The organism is Syntrophorhabdaceae bacterium (assembly GCA_028713955.1).
GTDB lineage: Bacteria > Desulfobacterota > Syntrophorhabdia > Syntrophorhabdales > Syntrophorhabdaceae > UBA5609.
Genome location: JAQTNJ010000054.1, coordinates 1 through 15,628 on the forward strand (window position 1 = coordinate 1; position 15,628 = coordinate 15,628).

21 protein-coding genes are annotated in these 15,628 nt (G+C 48.9%); 3 read left to right on the plus strand and 18 right to left on the minus strand.

Features of this window, described 5'->3' with window-relative positions; translation table 11 throughout:
- On the plus strand, positions 1 to 498 hold a 498-nt coding region (locus PHU49_06640; GenBank protein MDD5243678.1), incomplete at its 5' end, for an LD-carboxypeptidase.
- An 85-nt stretch (positions 499 to 583) separates the two neighbouring features.
- Complete coding sequence (locus PHU49_06645) at positions 584 to 1,885, plus strand: acetyl-CoA hydrolase/transferase C-terminal domain-containing protein (protein ID MDD5243679.1); 1,302 nt, start codon at positions 584 to 586, stop codon at positions 1,883 to 1,885.
- Between the two features lie 52 nt (positions 1,886 to 1,937).
- Here the strand turns inward: PHU49_06645 and PHU49_06650 are convergent, their stop codons facing one another.
- Both PHU49_06650 and PHU49_06655 read right to left on the minus strand, forming a co-directional pair.
- The gene (locus tag PHU49_06650) at positions 1,938 to 2,255 is read right to left on the minus strand and encodes a cupin domain-containing protein (protein ID MDD5243680.1); all 318 of its coding nucleotides are present in this window, start codon (positions 2,253 to 2,255) and stop codon (positions 1,938 to 1,940) included.
- 92 nt (positions 2,256 to 2,347) lie between these two features.
- Complete coding sequence (locus PHU49_06655; GenBank protein MDD5243681.1) at positions 2,348 to 2,785, minus strand: DUF488 domain-containing protein; 438 nt, start codon at positions 2,783 to 2,785, stop codon at positions 2,348 to 2,350.
- A 211-nt stretch (positions 2,786 to 2,996) separates the two neighbouring features.
- Between PHU49_06655 and PHU49_06660 the strand changes: the two genes are divergently transcribed.
- Positions 2,997 to 4,151, plus strand: coding sequence for an ATP-binding protein (locus PHU49_06660; protein ID MDD5243682.1), 1,155 nt, complete (start codon positions 2,997 to 2,999; stop codon positions 4,149 to 4,151).
- 189 nt (positions 4,152 to 4,340) lie between these two features.
- On the opposite strand, the gene PHU49_06665 is transcribed toward PHU49_06660, so the two are convergent.
- From PHU49_06665 to PHU49_06740, 16 genes are all read right to left on the minus strand, one after another.
- Positions 4,341 to 4,565, minus strand: a complete 225-nt coding sequence (locus PHU49_06665) for a CopG family antitoxin (protein ID MDD5243683.1) — start codon at positions 4,563 to 4,565, stop codon at positions 4,341 to 4,343.
- Entirely contained in the window at positions 4,555 to 4,815 is a 261-nt protein-coding gene (locus PHU49_06670) for a BrnT family toxin (GenBank protein MDD5243684.1), read from the minus strand. Before PHU49_06670 ends, PHU49_06665 begins: the two co-directional genes overlap by 11 nt.
- Positions 4,816 to 4,963: 148 nt before the next feature.
- Positions 4,964 to 5,722 (minus strand): class I SAM-dependent methyltransferase, encoded by a 759-nt coding sequence (locus PHU49_06675; protein ID MDD5243685.1) that lies wholly within the window; start codon positions 5,720 to 5,722, stop codon positions 4,964 to 4,966.
- Positions 5,723 to 5,816: 94 nt separating this feature from the next.
- The gene (locus PHU49_06680) at positions 5,817 to 6,290 is read right to left on the minus strand and encodes a DUF6429 family protein (protein MDD5243686.1); all 474 of its coding nucleotides are present in this window, start codon (positions 6,288 to 6,290) and stop codon (positions 5,817 to 5,819) included.
- A 76-nt stretch (positions 6,291 to 6,366) separates the two neighbouring features.
- The gene (locus PHU49_06685) at positions 6,367 to 6,759 is read right to left on the minus strand and encodes a hypothetical protein (GenBank protein ID MDD5243687.1); all 393 of its coding nucleotides are present in this window, start codon (positions 6,757 to 6,759) and stop codon (positions 6,367 to 6,369) included.
- Positions 6,760 to 6,868: 109 nt separating this feature from the next.
- Positions 6,869 to 7,183 carry a hypothetical protein gene (locus tag PHU49_06690; protein ID MDD5243688.1) on the minus strand — a complete coding sequence of 105 codons (315 nt, stop codon included), beginning with the start codon at positions 7,181 to 7,183 and terminating at the stop codon, positions 6,869 to 6,871.
- A 76-nt stretch (positions 7,184 to 7,259) separates the two neighbouring features.
- Positions 7,260 to 7,598, minus strand: coding sequence for an ion channel (locus tag PHU49_06695; GenBank protein MDD5243689.1), 339 nt, complete (start codon positions 7,596 to 7,598; stop codon positions 7,260 to 7,262).
- 250 nt (positions 7,599 to 7,848) lie between these two features.
- The gene (locus PHU49_06700; GenBank protein MDD5243690.1) at positions 7,849 to 8,172 is read right to left on the minus strand and encodes a hypothetical protein; all 324 of its coding nucleotides are present in this window, start codon (positions 8,170 to 8,172) and stop codon (positions 7,849 to 7,851) included.
- A gap of 101 nt (positions 8,173 to 8,273) precedes the next feature.
- The gene (locus PHU49_06705; GenBank protein MDD5243691.1) at positions 8,274 to 9,104 is read right to left on the minus strand and encodes a hypothetical protein; all 831 of its coding nucleotides are present in this window, start codon (positions 9,102 to 9,104) and stop codon (positions 8,274 to 8,276) included.
- Between the two features lie 91 nt (positions 9,105 to 9,195).
- Positions 9,196 to 10,089 carry a hypothetical protein gene (locus PHU49_06710; GenBank protein MDD5243692.1) on the minus strand — a complete coding sequence of 298 codons (894 nt, stop codon included), beginning with the start codon at positions 10,087 to 10,089 and terminating at the stop codon, positions 9,196 to 9,198.
- 91 nt (positions 10,090 to 10,180) lie between these two features.
- Positions 10,181 to 10,744 carry a hypothetical protein gene (locus PHU49_06715; GenBank protein ID MDD5243693.1) on the minus strand — a complete coding sequence of 188 codons (564 nt, stop codon included), beginning with the start codon at positions 10,742 to 10,744 and terminating at the stop codon, positions 10,181 to 10,183.
- Between the two features lie 83 nt (positions 10,745 to 10,827).
- Positions 10,828 to 11,301, minus strand: a complete 474-nt coding sequence (locus tag PHU49_06720) for a DUF6429 family protein (GenBank protein MDD5243694.1) — start codon at positions 11,299 to 11,301, stop codon at positions 10,828 to 10,830.
- Between the two features lie 239 nt (positions 11,302 to 11,540).
- On the minus strand, positions 11,541 to 11,738 hold the full coding sequence (locus tag PHU49_06725; protein ID MDD5243695.1) for a type II toxin-antitoxin system HicB family antitoxin: 198 nt from the start codon (positions 11,736 to 11,738) through the stop codon (positions 11,541 to 11,543).
- A gap of 186 nt (positions 11,739 to 11,924) precedes the next feature.
- Positions 11,925 to 12,335, minus strand: coding sequence for a hypothetical protein (locus PHU49_06730; GenBank protein MDD5243696.1), 411 nt, complete (start codon positions 12,333 to 12,335; stop codon positions 11,925 to 11,927).
- Between the two features lie 189 nt (positions 12,336 to 12,524).
- Complete coding sequence (locus PHU49_06735; GenBank protein MDD5243697.1) at positions 12,525 to 14,018, minus strand: ATP-binding protein; 1,494 nt, start codon at positions 14,016 to 14,018, stop codon at positions 12,525 to 12,527.
- Between the two features lie 529 nt (positions 14,019 to 14,547).
- Positions 14,548 to 15,465 carry a PfkB family carbohydrate kinase gene (locus PHU49_06740; GenBank protein ID MDD5243698.1) on the minus strand — a complete coding sequence of 306 codons (918 nt, stop codon included), beginning with the start codon at positions 15,463 to 15,465 and terminating at the stop codon, positions 14,548 to 14,550.
- Between the last annotated feature and the right edge of the window lie 163 nt (positions 15,466 to 15,628).

Consider the following 15,628-nt stretch of genomic DNA (forward strand, 5'->3'; position numbering starts at 1 on the left):
TTCCTCAATGTGCTCACAAACACCGGCAACGGGATTGAGCTCAAGAACCCGGTGAAGAAAGAGATGACCACCATAGTCCCCGGAAAGGCTGAGGGTCGACTGACAGGCGGCTGCCTTTCCATCGTTGTCGCTTCTCTGGGAACCCCGTATGAGATCGACACAAACAATGCGATCCTTTTCTTCGAGGACATCGATGAAAAACCGCACAGGATCGACAGATATTTAACACAGCTTACCCTCGCGGGAAAATTCCGGCAGGCGCGGGGCATTATATTCGGCACATTCCAACGGTGCAGCTACACCACTCGTGATAATTACTATAAATATGGGGCAACCCTTCTTGATATTATACGCGAACGGATCATCCCCCTTGGGATCCCCTGTATCTTCGGCCTCCAGTTCGGCCATGTACGCAACAAGCTCACCATGCCGATCGGTGTCACCGCCGCGCTCGATGCAACCAACAAACGGGTTACCGTAGAGGCAGCGGTAACGTAAATGCCCGTATGAACGGCAGCGGCTATAATCGGAACAGTAGAATCAGCAAGGAGATTATGATCAGTACTTGATAAGGAGCCTGGATATGTATGAACATGAATATCAGAAGAAGCTCGTTGCACCGGAGAAGGCCATAGCAGCCATCAGAGATGGCGATATGCTGGTTCACGGTCTCGCACTGGCAGAGCCTCCGGCCCTGCTCAGGGCGATTGCAGACAGGTTAAGGGCAGGGGACCTGAAGCGAATCAAGGTATTTTCCTCCCTTCCACTTAAACATGCCTGCGACACAATACTTGCAGTGGATCTGATGGATTGTGTGGATGCCTATTCCCAGTTTGTCAGTTCCGGTGAGCGTGGGCTCGTCAGTACAGGACTTGCCAGCTTCGTGCCCAACCACCTCCATCAGATGCCGAGACTCCTCACTGAATTCATCGGAGTTGATGTGTGTGTGACCATGGTTTCGCCTGTGGATCAGAGTGGATATTTCTCCTTCGGTACGGCAAACGACTTTACCTCTACCGCAGCCCGTGCGGCCAGGGTGCTTATCGTCGAGGTGAACCGTTTTATGCCCAGGGTCTTCGGCGATTCCTCCATCCATATTTCCGAGGTGGATGCAATCGTCGAGAATCATGAACCGATTTTTACGCCGCTGAACCCTGAGTCCAGGTCGGAGGATGAGATTATCGGGAAGGCTATTGCAGAGATGGTCCCGGACGGTGCCTGCCTGCAGCTCGGTATCGGGGCCCTCCCGAACGCAGTGGCAGCGTATCTGGAAGGGCATAAAGATCTGGGCATCCATACGGAGGTCTTCGGACCTGCAATGGTCAACCTTATAAAAAAGGGCGTTATAACGGGATCGAAGAAAACACTCCATCCACGGAAACATGTGTTTACGGTTGCCCTTGGCGATCAGGAGATGCTTGACTTTATGGACAACAACCCTGCCATGAAGAGTTACCCCTGCTCCTATACAAACCACCCGTCAGTCATCGCGCAGAACGCCCGGATGGTCTCCATTAATGCCGTGCTGGAGGTTGACCTTACGGGTCAATGCAATGCAGAATTCCTCTACGGGCATCAATTCAGCGGGACAGGAGGTCAGTTGGATTTTGTACGGGGCGCCTTCGATGCGAAGGAAGGCAAGTCGATCCTTGCCTTTTACTCCACTGCTGACCACGGAAAGACTTCGAGGATTGTGGACTGCCTTGAACAGGGAGCCACGATAACAACCCCCCGGACGGACACACATTATCTTATTACAGAATACGGCACTGCAAATCTGAAGGGAAAATCGACAAAGGAAAGGGCGTTGGCAATTATAGAGTTGGCACACCCTGAGTTCCGGGAGGAACTGCTCCGGAAGGCAGAAGAGATGTATCTCATCTAAAGAAGCGAAAAGGTGAACTTCAAGAGTGCCATATGCGCTCTCTGGTTTTCATTTATGATCTGATCATGGTTAATAACATTTTAAAATTACTGACGGCCTTTAGGGCATGCGGTTCATGAGCGGGCATTATAATTATCTCCCCTTGTTTCAGGTAAAATGGTTTTCCTGAGATACTGATCTCCACCTCTCCGTCAAGAACCTGGACCAGGGCATCAAAAGGAGCTGTATGTTCGCTTAACCCCTGACCCATGTCAAATGCGAATAAAGTAACCGTCCCCGTATTTTTCTCAATGATAGTTTTACTGACAACCGCCTCCTTTTGATAATTCACCATATCAACCAAGGAATGTGTTGTTACTTTATTATCCATTTGTTCTCTCCTTTCAATTGCTTATTTTGTTCCCTGTCAATATCCGGCCCCTTTGTTTCTTTTATGCGATTGGCTGAAACGTGTTGGCGGCCTTAGATGATGTGCCCGATCTGAACATTCCCCCATTTGTTCTTGAGATATTCTGCCACAAGACGACGATGACAATGGGTAGGTTTATCTTCGCTGCACAGCAGACAGGCGTCTTCAAGAGATTTACGAGTAACCTTGTGCTCGACCTGCCGTGCGGTCAGTAGCTTTATGAACTGACGCTCAAACAGGTCCCAGTCACCATTCTGCTTCTTGTATTCGTCCATTATTTCCTGCGTGGGTGCAAGCTCAGGGAGGTGTACATAGTCGATATTGCAGATTGCCCTCAAAAAATAGCGGAGGTCATCACGCTTGGTAAAGCCTGCCAACTGCGAAACATTATTCAGCCGCGCATCCACCAGTTTTCTGACGCCTGCGAGCTGCAGTTTGGTGAAGAAGGACTCAGCCGACTTCTTCGTGAAACCAATCGTGAAGATCTTCATCGTGGACCTCCTTTCCCTGCGATGCCTCATCGTTCAGGTTATTAATCTTCCTCCAAAGGTCATAAAAATGCAATGAAATTTTTGCCGAAACTTACGGGTACGTCGCTATCAGCCAATAAAGAACAAAAAAGATTAAAAGACTTGACCTCACAGCACATGTTACCTTGAAATATCTGTTGACATCACAGAATTTTCAAGGTAATAGTTTATCATGATCGACAGGGATTATGAGATAAACAAGCTCCTTTCTCTTCTAAAGCACTATCGCGTTGTCGGGATCATCGGGGCACGCCAGGTCGGGAAAACAACGCTGGCACGCGCTCTTCTGAACCGCGCACAAAGTTCCTCATTTTACTATGACCTTGAAAATCCGGAAGATCTGGCACGCCTTGCAGACCCGATGCTTACCCTCAAGGGTTTAAAGGGGCTTGTTGTTATCGATGAGATACAAAGGCTCCCGGGACTTTTCCCTATCCTCAGGGTACTTGCAGACCGCCCGAAGGCATCGGCGCGCTTCCTGGTTCTCGGAAGCGCCTCCCCTGAACTCCTCCGTCAAGGATCTGAATCTCTTGCAGGCAGAATTGCATATCATGAACTTGGGGGGTTCTCACTGGATGAGGTCGGGATAAAAAGCCGCCAGCGGTTGTGGTTGCGGGGGGGATTCCCCCGGTCGTACCTCGCCCCTTCTGATACGTTAAGCGAGGAATGGCGCCGGGGATTCATAGGGACCTTTCTCGAAAGAGACCTCCCGCAGTTGGGAGTCGCTATCCGCTCAACCACCCTGCACCGGTTCTGGAGCATGCTCGCTCATTATCATGGCCAGATATGGAATGCCTCTGAATTCGGGCGGTCTTTTGGAGTTGCCGATACGACTGTCCGCAATTATCTTGACCTGCTGTCATCCGCGCTGGTTGTGAGGCAACTGCAGCCATGGCATGAGAATATCTCAAAGCGCCAGGTTAAATCACCAAAGGTATATATCGCGGACAGCGGCCTGCTGCACACGTTGCTTGGCATCAAAACCCGCAACGACCTGGAAAGACATCCCAAGATCGGGGCATCATGGGAGGGGTTTGTCATCGAGCAGATTGTCCGCCGGACAGGATTCAGAAAAGAGGATTGTTTTTTCTGGGCGACCCATGCAGGCGCGGAACTTGACCTTCTCGTAGTCAGGGGGAGGAACAGGCTTGGTTTTGAGGTCAAGCTGACCGGCTCCCCTCGCGTAACCCCCTCGATGCGGAGCGCTCTTGCAGATCTGAAACTCCAGCGCTTGTATGTAATTCACGCAGGTGAAGAGACCTTCCAGCTTGAGAAAAAGATCCAGGCCGTTGCCTTACCCCGATTATTAGAGGATCTTCCTGCTTAATGTCTGTCTGATCCCTTATGCCGAAGCGCCTCAACTCGACCAGACACTCCATGTGGTGTACCGTCAGGCTTTACGTGTTGCACTTTGAAGTGGAATTCACCCCATTACATCATCCTCATAAGACATAACAAAAAGCTCACCGGGAGCCCGCTTTGCGGGCGATTCGGTGCAGCGACTCGTTGGAACATCTTAAGACGCCTTTTTCAGACGCTCTGACACCCACAGTTTGATAATGGACTGCCGCGGCACTCCTAAACGTTTCGCTTCTTTATCCAAGAGTTCAATCATCCACAGCGGAAAGTCGACATTGACCCGCTTCTGTTCCTGGACGAGCCTCCTGGCCTTGGAAATGTCAAGATACCGAGAGACGTCCTCGCCTGCATCAAACTTCTTGTCGAATTCCTTAGCTTTCATATATCTCGATCTCCTCTTTGCGTGATCTCCGTACAGAGATTATCCTGATTCTGTTACCACGATACGTTACGACTCCTGACCAACATATACCGGCAATTTTCCCGATGACCATAAACCTGGGTTCATCCGTCGTCTTTGCCGGAATCTCAATCAGGTCCGGGTCACCCCACAGTGCTTGGGTCTCATAGAAATCGATCCCGTGTTTTTCCTTATTTTTCTCACTTTTTTCGGGATCGAATTCACATTCCATAGTATATAAATTATACCTTCAATATACCTTTGTTGCAACAATCTTTTATTATTGCGTTTCCTTTCTCTTGGTCCCAACGTTAAAGCTGTGCGGCGCAAACAAAGCGCAGCGTAGTTTGCGTCCGAACAAGCGCCTGGTTGTGCCTGCACTATCTTTTAATAACTTCTTTCTTGAACAAATAGATCGCCCACCCTAACGTCTCTCGTCCCCACCTCAGGTAATTTTCCCTGTCATCACGTACTCGTTTCAATACTTCTTCCGCATCAGAATCGTCAGGATTCTTACTCGCCCACTCATCCGCTGCATACCACTGCAACCCTTCATACCTATCCCAATCATCTTGATTACTAACCAACGTGTAGACAAGCTTCAAATCAAACTCTTGTCCAACCTTCATATTTTCGTAATGCGTGCCAAACGCGTCACGTTTTTGACCGAGAGCCTCTAAATACTCTGCCGTCGGCTCTCGCAGCCAATACGGCTCCCCAACGATCACCCAACCTCCGGGGGCCGCCATCTCATGTAAAGCCTTCAACGTCCCTCTATGACCGCCATAGATCCAGCTCGCTCCGATACATGCCACCAAATTGAAACTTTCCCGCACCTTCGGCTCATAATCCTTCCCGTCCATCTCCAAAAAACTCAACTGAGCATCTGGTATACGTTGCTGATGTTTTTTCTTGGCATCTGAAACAAAATACGGCGAGATATCGACTCCTATTCCTTTAATATCATATTGCTCAGCCAACCGGATGATAAATTCTCCTTTACCTGTGGCAATCTCAAGCACGCGATCTTCAGGCTCTAATCGCAGCAGTGCGATCAATTCCTCGAACTTTTCAACACTCATTGGGTTACAAAAAACGTGTTCCCGGTGTGTAATACTAAAAAATTTCAATAGCTCCATTTTTAACCTCTTTTTCTATTGGCGGGCCAACGGAAAGATAACCGGGAGTGGCCCGACAGGGCCGCGATCCGGTTCATCGACTGGTTCGACGGCCTTATTCTTCAACCGGTTCCACCACCCTTGCCACATCGCTTCCACAAATCTTACACGCGCCTCGCAGTACCAGAGACCGTCCCGACATCTGCCCCTCTCGCAGTTGTAGAGCTACCATGGCCCCGCATTTCGAACACCAGACGTTTTCAAGAATCCTCTTTCTCGTGTGCTCAGGTGTCTGCTCCCACCGTTTTTTTGCCGGAGGTGTCATTTTCGGAAAGGGGATTGTCTTTGCTTCTCCGGTAAAATGACGCTCAAACAGCTCTTCCGCCTTCAGAAAACCTTCCTCTGTCATGACGACTGATTTTGCTTTACCCACCGGGTTCGATATATAGCCTTTCTCATGAAGTCTGTTCAGTGTATCCCAATCGAATCCCTTCCATGCTCGTGCTCCCAGTCCTTCATGTCTTTCATGAGTAACCAAGTAAAGAAGTGCCAGGGTATATTCATCTATTTTGTCATCATCGTAGTTCATCTGTTCTCCTTGCGCCGAACATGGGCGTCAGCCAGAGCCGGATTCATCGGCGATTGGCTGCACGCGCTTGTTATACCTATTTGCATTTTACTCTAATCTGAACAGCGAGTTGTTTAGCTCCGTCAGCATATGTCAAGGTGTTTGTTCCTTCCCTCTCTTCTTCGATCGCCGTACGATCTGAACGAAAACCATGTTTTTTGTCGGGTGTCCAGCAGTTGAGAAATGATCCGCCTTTTGAATTCGGAACTCGAAGTTCACACTGAACGTCAGTCGGCGAAAGAGAAAATGTGTGACCAGGCCCAAATGGTTTCACTTCAATTGTTACCATTTCTGTGCTCACCATAGGTTTTTCGAGAACGAGTCCTGTTGTAAATGATTTCTCTATGGTACACGTCACAGTTTCTGCCCAGACGTGTACTGTCTTAAAGAGCAGAAACATCGATAATGTAAAACATAAAAAGTATTTCATGTGATGCCTCCCGAGGGTTGCCAATATTTCAGTTTCCGGTATAACGGGTGGGTCAGCCAGAGCCGGATTTTTTGGCGATTGGCTGCACCCAAGGGTTATACCCGTTGCTTCATTGCTTTAGTACATCTTTGAGCTTCTCTTCTGGTACACATAACGCGAAGATTTGCATTCTGCCCTGACAGTAAAGGGTGTAGTATTTTGCTTTGCTATCATGCTGCACTTCCAGATAATCCCAGTACTTCCGTGTATTTCTTTTTAAGAAACAAGGAATGATTTCATCATCGTTCAGTTCATGCTTGGCCGCAAGCGTTTTCAGTAAGTGTTTCAGATTGTCTTCTGTTATCTGACCAGAGGGGATCGTATGTTGAGCTATGACTCGAAGTCCGTCGTATCGTTCAACAACCCAAACATATTTCTCTTTCATGTCCTTCCTTTCTCAGGTATAACGCATGGCTCAGCGGGAAGAGCCGCATCTGGCTCTGATCCGCTGCAGCCGATTGTTAAGTCTCTGCATTGTCCTTCTTTCCTCGTTGGGCCATAAACAAGTAGTTGATAACAAACGCCACAAATAGACCAAGATATAAATAGCCAGTAAGTGCCTCAATCCCAGCAAATATTCGGACGGATTCTGTCGGACGAAGATCTCCGTACCCTAATGTAGTCCAGGTAACAATACTCAGGTAAATAGCACCAAGAAAATCGTGAGAAACCTTGCCGTCGGCTTCATAAAAACCAGCCTTTGAAAAGACTTGTGCAAATGTAAAGATAGTGCAAACCATGCTAAACGATAAAAGAAAAAAAGCAAATAGCTTTTGGTTCTTCTCTATATAAATTTTCATGAATGCGAGCATCTGGATTGTTGCACATATTACGGAAAGGTTTGGGAGGCTATCGTTGCCTCCAAGTTTCAACACGTAATCGATTATTCCTGTCAGGATCAACAATCCAAGTATCGCTGTCAGTTCGAATTTTAGTCTCGTCTTCATATTTTCATAGACTTAACACGAGCGTCAGCGGGAAGAGCCGCATCTGGCTCTGATCCGCTGCACGCATTGGTTAGACCAGTCCTTAATTCAGTCCTCGAAAGCATCATCTGACGACAAAGCTATGAAGCAAAAGGCCCACAGCAGTGAGAACCAAAAGATACATAAATCCTACCCATAGCCTTCCTATCACGGTCTGTCTCATTTCCGCCTTTACTCTTTGTTCCGCCCTTCTTCTCTCTTCAATAGGGATTCTTAAGTAATAGAGAAGAGCAACAAGGGGTACCGCCGCAAAAACAAGAGCGGCAGCTTTCGAACCTGTTTCCTTGTACCAGACCAAAATAACCAGTGCGACGACAACGAAAGCTGCTTGGATCAAGTCCTTCGCCGTTACATTCCTCGATTTGTCGTTATCTGTCTTTGTATTCATTTCCGTGGTCTAACACTATGATGAGCCGCGACTGTAAGGAGTCGGCTCCATCAATTCGTTGGGCCGTTCTTTGGTTCAATCATCTGTTCCCGGTCTCCTCCCTATGGTAGCATGATTCCCAGCGGCATCAGGGCTGTTTTTAGCACCTGGTATGCTGGTTGAGCACTGGCAATAGACTGGACAGTGATGCCGAGAATATTCAGCAAAGCGAAAAGCTTTGTGTTGTTTGGGGCCTGGGTGGTCGATTGCTGTATGCACTCCTCCACAATTTCTTTCAGCTCACCCCTCTTTCTTTCAGTCAGGTCTTGAATGCCTAAGACCTGCTCCTTGACCGCATTAAGCGCCGAAACAAGCGCTTGTCTATCATCGATGCCGAGATTCTGAATTATATTCGCCGATGAAGTACTTCCTGTCTGGACTGCGCCAACGTTGCCGTAGAAGTTGTACTGCGGAGCTGTTGAAAGCGTGGTACCGCTGGCTGTTCCCGAGCTGATGGCGAGAGAATCGACGTAAAGATCGATCTCGACACGATGCTTTTCTACAGAGAGAGAAAAAGCTTCTGCCAGACTCAGGTTGACGTTCGTAGGTGCCTTCTCCAAAATCCGGCCTAGCCGCTTCGAAAGCTCGTCGTATGCCCCGTGGGCATAGTAAGTCAGCTGTTCCTTGAAGTCCTCAGCAAGGGTTTCGGTCCTTTTTGACCCCATAACTTTGTGAACCCTTACCATGTCTTGCCATGATAGGACCGTTCTTATCTCCAACTCTCTCGCAAGCAATTTGTGCAACTGCATCAGACGATTCCCAGAACCGTACATGCCCGATGCTGCGGCCTTGGCGTCAATCTGATGAATTTCTTCTTCGATCTGTGTACGACGCTCCGCAAGTCTGACTGCTACAAGACGGTCACAGCGTTCTTTGATTAATGGATCAATCATACATGCTCCTATCTGGCCTTAGCCCAACGCCTGCATAACCGGGAGTGGCCCGACAGGGACACGATCCGGTTCATGCCGTTGTTAGGCGCCTTCATGTCGTTTTCCCCGTGATAATAAGGGTTGGCTGGATATCCTTCCTGGGCAACTCCGCCTTCATTAGGTCATAAATGTGGAGCTGGCTTCCGATCAAGTAAGACTTGAGTTCATCAATATCGGGCTTCAAATGTCCATCCACGGGGTGTTTTGCGCCCAGATTCAAGGGCGATTTAAAGAGGATAGGGACTGTATCTGGACTCTCACTGTAGGTGTAACTCATGAGGATGTGCGTTAACTCGAACAAGTACCGATACATCTTGTTATAGCTATTGACAATATATGGGAAGGCGTCAATGCGCGGGTCGACATAGGAAAGCTTGGTCGGGTTCTTTTCTTCCGGGTTATTGGGAAGAACTAGGTAGTAGACTGCTTTTCCATCGGGAAAGATTGTTACGCGAGCGTCAGAAGAAATGACCGCGAAATGCTGAGACAAGTCTCTATAGGCTTTGATTTTGTTCCCGTGCGCTTCCCAGTAGGCCATAGTCAAAGACTGAATTCGTTCGGGTAGTTGGATGCCGCCTTTCCGAATCTGTTTAACGAGATCAGCGAAGCTAGCGGGAACGGAGGTCCGAAGGGTCTTGCTTATGTAGACATTTGCGGCATTAAGCGCGCGTCGCGCGGCATCGAAGTAATGATCTACGGCAAAACCGAGGGTGTTCCTAGTCGGCTCAGGCACCAGTATGATGCCGTGGCCCGGGCTGGCACCGTCCGTTGAGTGCACCAGCCTGTCCGCAAGACCAAGGACGGCATCAACCGCAGCGTAAACACAGTACTGTAGTTGCTCCAAGTAGAACTCTTGAAGCCGCTGTGCTTCAGGATTGTCACCCGATGCCTCTCTGACACGGGAACTCAAAGTTATCAGGTGAGGAATCTGGCCTACCGGTATCATAGAATAATCGTACACATCACTCCTTCAAGCCTAACAAAAAGCTGAGCCAGAGCGCGTCTTTTGCGCGATTGGCTCCAGCGACGGGTTAGGGCTATTTCCATATTGAGCCCTTGAGAACGTAAATACCACGCTTACCGCCTGACGGCAACATCGCTACTTCGTGTTGGTCGCATTCGGCGAAAGCTGGTATCTTCTCGGCAATACGACTGTCGACGTACCAATCCATCTCTAGATCTTTCAATGTTTTCTCAATTTCAAAGCAGTTTGCAAATGCATAGCTCGATGCTTTTAGATAAACGAATCTCGGCTGTCCCACTAAATTGATGTCATATTGGCACGGCGACTCAGGGATAACCTGGCCTTTTACGCAAATAGCATAGCTCGGGGAAATGTCATCGATTTTTGGCTTAACGTCATTTAATTCTCGCATTATCTTTTCATAGTCAGCATCTTCTTTCGGAAAGGCAAGAAAAAGAGCAGAATCGTTCCATACATAGGCATTATCGTGGGTTGGCATCCCCTTGAACATGCTCGTGCGAACAAGGAGGTGCAGCTTCTGCATAAGGATTGATGCCTCACTATTTCCTAATTCTATTTTCTCTCGGATACCGATCAGATCAAAATACGACACTACACAGTCTGGCCAGTTGCTCATCAGTATTCTCCTGCCCTAACGAAAAGATAACCGGGAGTGGCCCGACAGGGCCGCGATCCGGTTCATCGACTGGTTCGACGGCCTTATTCTTCAACCGGTTCCACCACCCTTGCCACATCGCTTCCACAAATCTTACACGCGCCTCGCAGTACCAGAGACCGTCCCGACATCTGCCCCTCTCGCAGTTGTAGAGCTACCATGGCCCCGCATTTCGAACACCAGACGTTTTCAAGAATCCTCTTTCTCGTGTGCTCAGGTGTCTGCTCCCACCGTTTTTTTGCCGGAGGTGTCATTTTCGGAAAGGGGATTGTCTTTGCTTCTCCGGTAAAATGACGCTCAAACAGCTCTTCCGCCTTCAGAAAACCTTCCTCTGTCATGACGACTGATTTTGCTTTACCCACCGGGTTCGATATATAGCCTTTCTCATGAAGTCTGTTCAGTGTATCCCAATCGAATCCCTTCCATGCTCGTGCTCCCAGTCCTTCATGTCTTTCATGAGTAACCAAGTAAAGAAGTGCCAGGGTATATTCATCTATTTTGTCATCATCGTAGTTCATCTGTTCTCCTTGCGTCGAACAAAAAGCTCACCGAGACGCGCATAGCGCGGATTCGGTGCAGCGACCGGTTATGCCAATTCCTTTATTATATGCCTTGCAAGATTTTCGTCTATTTCTACGTGCCTCGGAACAGGCTGTTTCTTGCCGGTCTTCGGGTTCTTGTATAAGTCGTGCCGGTCCTCCATGCCTCACAAATACGCATCCGGCGTCTGTGATCCTTTTTATCAGTTCTTTTCTTTTCACAGGTTTAAGGCAAGTTCCCTTATTTCGTGTTTTTCAGGAACATCTTCCATAGTCATAAGCATATAGGCGTCTTTCATATTTTCTTCGAGTTCTTCGAGGGTTTCGCCTTGGGTCATTATTTCAGGATGTTCAAGTAACTTGCCTACCCAGTATTTATCGCCCTTCCAACAGACCATTTTCAGTCTTGTTTCCATCCTCTACCTCCCTTGCAATCTCTTCCAATAATAATACCATAAAGATTAAAGAAGTTTAAATGTATCAATTTTCAGACATAACGACGAGGTCAGCCAGAGGCGGACGAGAAGAGGGATACATAAAGCCTTCTCGAATCTAGCCCGATATTCCTCCGCGTCAGGTGCACCTACTGGTTGGACGGCCGTTCAATCTTTTACTGCCTTTTTGAACGCTTCTGTATTCATAGGATCCTTTTCTGAAAGTAAGCGCCACTCGGTCATTAGCTGCTGCCACGCCTTTGTCCGCTCAAGTTCTTGGAATATCTTGTACGGAAGGTGGCCTTTAAGGTCGTTTAGGTCATAACAAACTATTTGGTATCCGTACAAGTCGGTGCTCGGAGAAATGTGATCGATCGCCGCATAGAGTGGGTGGCATCCGTCAGTGTTTACGTTTGGATTCCCGTATTCTGCCTCGAAGATCATCTTGGCCCCCGACAGGGCGCACCGCCCCTCTTGCTTCTTGATAAGCTCTTTCAGCTTTGACGGGCTCAAGCCATGCCTGCGCCTGCTTGCCCATCGTATTTGGGCTGGGGTAAGTTCATAGTCTTCTTTTATCATGTCGTCCAACACTTAATATACCAACTTGCCTTTTCTTTCAATGATATACCAGGCGAAAGAAAAATCAACCAAAATATTCCTGTATTTTCACTACAATACACCCCTTAGGGTGCCGTTAAATGGTTTTTGCTGATATTGCGGAGTAAAAACAATATGCCTTTTTAGGAAAGGATGAGCCAATTGAGCCGTTTATGAGCCGTTTTCCTTCTCTATTCCAGATGAGCCAATTGAGCCGTTTATGAGCCGTTTCTTCGGTACTTGATAAAAGGCACCACGGCCGGCGCCTACCAAAATCAACACACCCTTACGGACTAAATCCTCAAGATCGCGTTTTGTAGTCGCACGACTTGTGCCCGTGATTTCTTGATATCGTGTATTCGTCAGACGATGTTCTTGACGGATGAAGCCGATCGCCTCCTGCTGGCGTTCATTTAGACCTAATGATGCAATTAACTTTGCCGTCAGCCAATCACGCCAAAGTGTTACCACCCATTGACCCGCCCGCTGCTCGAAGTCCGGCTCCGGAAGACCGGATGCCCTACAGCGCTCAATCATGTCCAGGGTGCCGCTTCCTGCTTTTTCGATGTAGCGGGCAAGACAAAGAGGTTCGGCAATCAGAGGATTGTGCGGGATGGAAGCGTGAGGTCGCCGGAGTAATTCCGGTGTAAGCGATGGTGGCAGTTCGCCGGGATTCCAGACTTCGAGCCGATCTGCGAACAACATGGTCTGTATGCTTGCGTTGCTCGTATAGTCCCGGTGGGCTATTGCATTGACGATAGCCTCGGTTACGGCTTCTCTGGGAAGTTCGTATTTTGAAGGGGCCTGAATACTGTGTTCCCGGGTACCTATACTCCGGTTAATCTTGGAAAGAACGAAATCAACAGCCTGATTCACCAGTTCAAAAAGCGTGCCCTTGAAAATCTGGTACGATGGGATCGGCTTACACACCTCGGTACCGTGGAAATGCATGCATTTAACTTCGGACGTCGGCAGAAACCGTTGCGGCTCCCGACCGAACAACAGGACAGCAGCGTTTGTGGGGTTGCCATCATCCAACAGGTTGAGGTGGGTCAGAGCCCTCTCCGGGCTGATTTTAACAGGCAGAGGATAGTTACGCTCTTGTCTGGCTACTTCTAAGAACCGCCTTATTCCTTCCTGGGGTAGGTCGTTTAAACCCGCTCCGGGACAAGCGGAAGCATCGAATGGCAAAATCCTCAAGTCGCCCGATCGTTCCAGGTATTCAACTAAGGCAGCGTACAAAGCCGATGTCAAATCCGTGATATCCGCAAAGCGACGGCGGATGAGTTGTGCACCTGTCTTGCGAATCAGCTTGAGCATCTTGGGATGGCGGGTTTTATCGTCAGCATTCCTGACAAAAATAAGGCGCGGTTTGCCTTTCGCTGTCGCCTCATTGAATTCGTGTTCAGTGGGTGAAAAACCATCAGCGTCTTCAAAACCATACTGTTCTCCGAAAAGGCCAACATACACATCACAATGCCCGACCTCTTCCAAATACACACTGTCGACCCTGCGGTCGGTGGCCGGAAGGTCTTCAAAAAGAAATACATCGAAGAAACGCCGGAGCAAGGCGTCATTTTGCACGAAGTCTCTGACGGCCCATCGGTGCATTTGCAGTTCTTTCTGGACGCTACTGACAAATATTTTTTTCCGATGCCCCGCCATCAAGCAGAACTTCCTTCACGACATACCGCTTTCCGGATTGTCTTCACTTGAATCTCCCATAACGTTACCACCATAATCTCAGGCTTGGTGGTGAATTTCGGCAGGCTGTGAAGTGTTGATATTGTCTATTGCATCCGCCCCTTAAAATCTATTATGTTCTACTGTTATTTGAATTTCAAGTTAAAAATCCCGGTGATATTTGTTGAATGCAGATGTCGCCCTCTACCGTGGTGAGGCGGAAAGAAGAACAGAAGAGCAGAAGGTGAGAGGGTGAGAAGAGCAGAAAGCAGAACGCCCGTAAGGCGTGATGCGTGAGGGAACATCTATTCAACGTTCAATGTTCTACGTTCAGAACCTTATTGTCATCGCGAGGCGAAGCCGTGGCGATCTCAAAAGATGGGATTGCCACGCCCTGCGGGCTCGCAATGACCCCCTACGTCATCCATCTTTTTGCTTCTCACTGTTCACCATTCACTATCGACTATCGACTGCCTTTATGCTATTCACTATCGACTATTCACTGCCTTTATTAGAGCTTGCACTCCCCGAAGTTCATGCAGCCTTTGAATGCGGTGTAGCGCTCCCTGATCTCTTCGTAGGCGAGTCTTTTGATCCTGTTGATGCTGAAGTCCTCCACGTTGAAGGAGGCCATCACGGTCCCCATGACGATCGCCTGTTTGATCGTCTCTGATGAGGCATCCCCGATATTGGCGAGATAGCCCATGAAGCCGCCCGCAAATGTATCGCCCGCGCCGGTCGGATCGAAGACATCTTCCAGCGGAAACGCAGGCGCGAGGAAGATCTGATCCCTGTTCATCATAAAGACGCCGTATTCCCCCCGCTTCACCACAACGCAGGTCGGACCAAGATCGATGATCTTCCGTGCGCCCTTCACGAGGTTATGCTCTTTCGATATCTCCCGGAGCTCTGCCTCGTTGATGACGAGCATATGAACGCGCTTGATGACATCCATGAGTTGTTCGTATTTGTGCTCGATCCAGAAGTTCATCGTATCGAGGACAATGGCTGCCGGGGACTTTACCTGATCGATCACATGCGCCTGGAGGTCAGGGTCGATATTGGCGAGGAACAGGAAATCAACATCGCGGAAGCCCTCCGGGACATGGGGCTTGTAGGTCTCGATCACGTTAAGCTCGGTCTTGAGCGTGATGGCCTGGTTTAAGTCGTAGCCGTACTTACCCTCCCACCGGAACGTTTTGCCCTCGTCAACGGCGAGACCTGACATGTCGACGTTGCGTTCTTTCAGAAATTCTATCTCGCTGAGCTTGAAATCCTGTCCTACAGCGGCTACTATGCCCACATCGGCGAAGAAGCTCGCCGCATTGGTAAAATGGAGCGCTGAGCCGCCAAGGACATTTTCCGCTTTGCCAAAAGGTGTTTCTATCGAATCGTATGCAACGGTTCCTGCAACGAGGAGCTTGATCATGTTCCCATTTCCCAGGAGGCGAGGTATCTCTTCTGCTCTTCCGTCAGCTTGTCGATGGTGATCCCTGCCGATTGGAGTTTCAGCATGGCAACGTTTTTGTCGATCTCCTGCGGCACGGAGTATACCTTCTTCTCAAGCTTCTTTCCCTTCTTCCACATGAACT

Excerpts from the sequence above, each read along its gene's own strand:
- PHU49_06680 (MDD5243686.1), bottom strand. The coding sequence starts at position 6,290 with ATGAACTACGATGATGACAAAATAGATGAATATACCCTGGCACTTCTT.
- PHU49_06655 (MDD5243681.1), bottom strand. The coding sequence starts at position 2,785 with ATGAAGATCTTCACGATTGGTTTCACGAAGAAGTCGGCTGAGTCCTTC.
- PHU49_06645 (MDD5243679.1), top strand. The coding sequence starts at position 584 with ATGTATGAACATGAATATCAGAAGAAGCTCGTTGCACCGGAGAAGGCC.
- PHU49_06690 (MDD5243688.1), bottom strand. The coding sequence starts at position 7,183 with ATGAAAGAGAAATATGTTTGGGTTGTTGAACGATACGACGGACTTCGA.
- PHU49_06730 (MDD5243696.1), bottom strand. The coding sequence starts at position 12,335 with ATGATAAAAGAAGACTATGAACTTACCCCAGCCCAAATACGATGGGCA.
- PHU49_06740 (MDD5243698.1), bottom strand. The coding sequence starts at position 15,465 with ATGATCAAGCTCCTCGTTGCAGGAACCGTTGCATACGATTCGATAGAA.
- PHU49_06725 (MDD5243695.1), bottom strand. The coding sequence starts at position 11,738 with ATGGAAACAAGACTGAAAATGGTCTGTTGGAAGGGCGATAAATACTGG.
- PHU49_06695 (MDD5243689.1), bottom strand. The coding sequence starts at position 7,598 with ATGAAAATTTATATAGAGAAGAACCAAAAGCTATTTGCTTTTTTTCTT.
- PHU49_06735 (MDD5243697.1), bottom strand. The coding sequence starts at position 14,018 with ATGGCGGGGCATCGGAAAAAAATATTTGTCAGTAGCGTCCAGAAAGAA.
- PHU49_06700 (MDD5243690.1), bottom strand. The coding sequence starts at position 8,172 with ATGAATACAAAGACAGATAACGACAAATCGAGGAATGTAACGGCGAAG.
- PHU49_06665 (MDD5243683.1), bottom strand. The coding sequence starts at position 4,565 with ATGAAAGCTAAGGAATTCGACAAGAAGTTTGATGCAGGCGAGGACGTC.
- PHU49_06670 (MDD5243684.1), bottom strand. The coding sequence starts at position 4,815 with ATGGAATGTGAATTCGATCCCGAAAAAAGTGAGAAAAATAAGGAAAAA.
- PHU49_06675 (MDD5243685.1), bottom strand. The coding sequence starts at position 5,722 with ATGGAGCTATTGAAATTTTTTAGTATTACACACCGGGAACACGTTTTT.
- PHU49_06705 (MDD5243691.1), bottom strand. The coding sequence starts at position 9,104 with ATGATTGATCCATTAATCAAAGAACGCTGTGACCGTCTTGTAGCAGTC.
- PHU49_06685 (MDD5243687.1), bottom strand. The coding sequence starts at position 6,759 with ATGAAATACTTTTTATGTTTTACATTATCGATGTTTCTGCTCTTTAAG.
- PHU49_06720 (MDD5243694.1), bottom strand. The coding sequence starts at position 11,301 with ATGAACTACGATGATGACAAAATAGATGAATATACCCTGGCACTTCTT.
- PHU49_06650 (MDD5243680.1), bottom strand. The coding sequence starts at position 2,255 with ATGGATAATAAAGTAACAACACATTCCTTGGTTGATATGGTGAATTAT.
- PHU49_06710 (MDD5243692.1), bottom strand. The coding sequence starts at position 10,089 with ATGATACCGGTAGGCCAGATTCCTCACCTGATAACTTTGAGTTCCCGT.
- PHU49_06715 (MDD5243693.1), bottom strand. The coding sequence starts at position 10,744 with ATGAGCAACTGGCCAGACTGTGTAGTGTCGTATTTTGATCTGATCGGT.
- PHU49_06660 (MDD5243682.1), top strand. The coding sequence starts at position 2,997 with ATGATCGACAGGGATTATGAGATAAACAAGCTCCTTTCTCTTCTAAAG.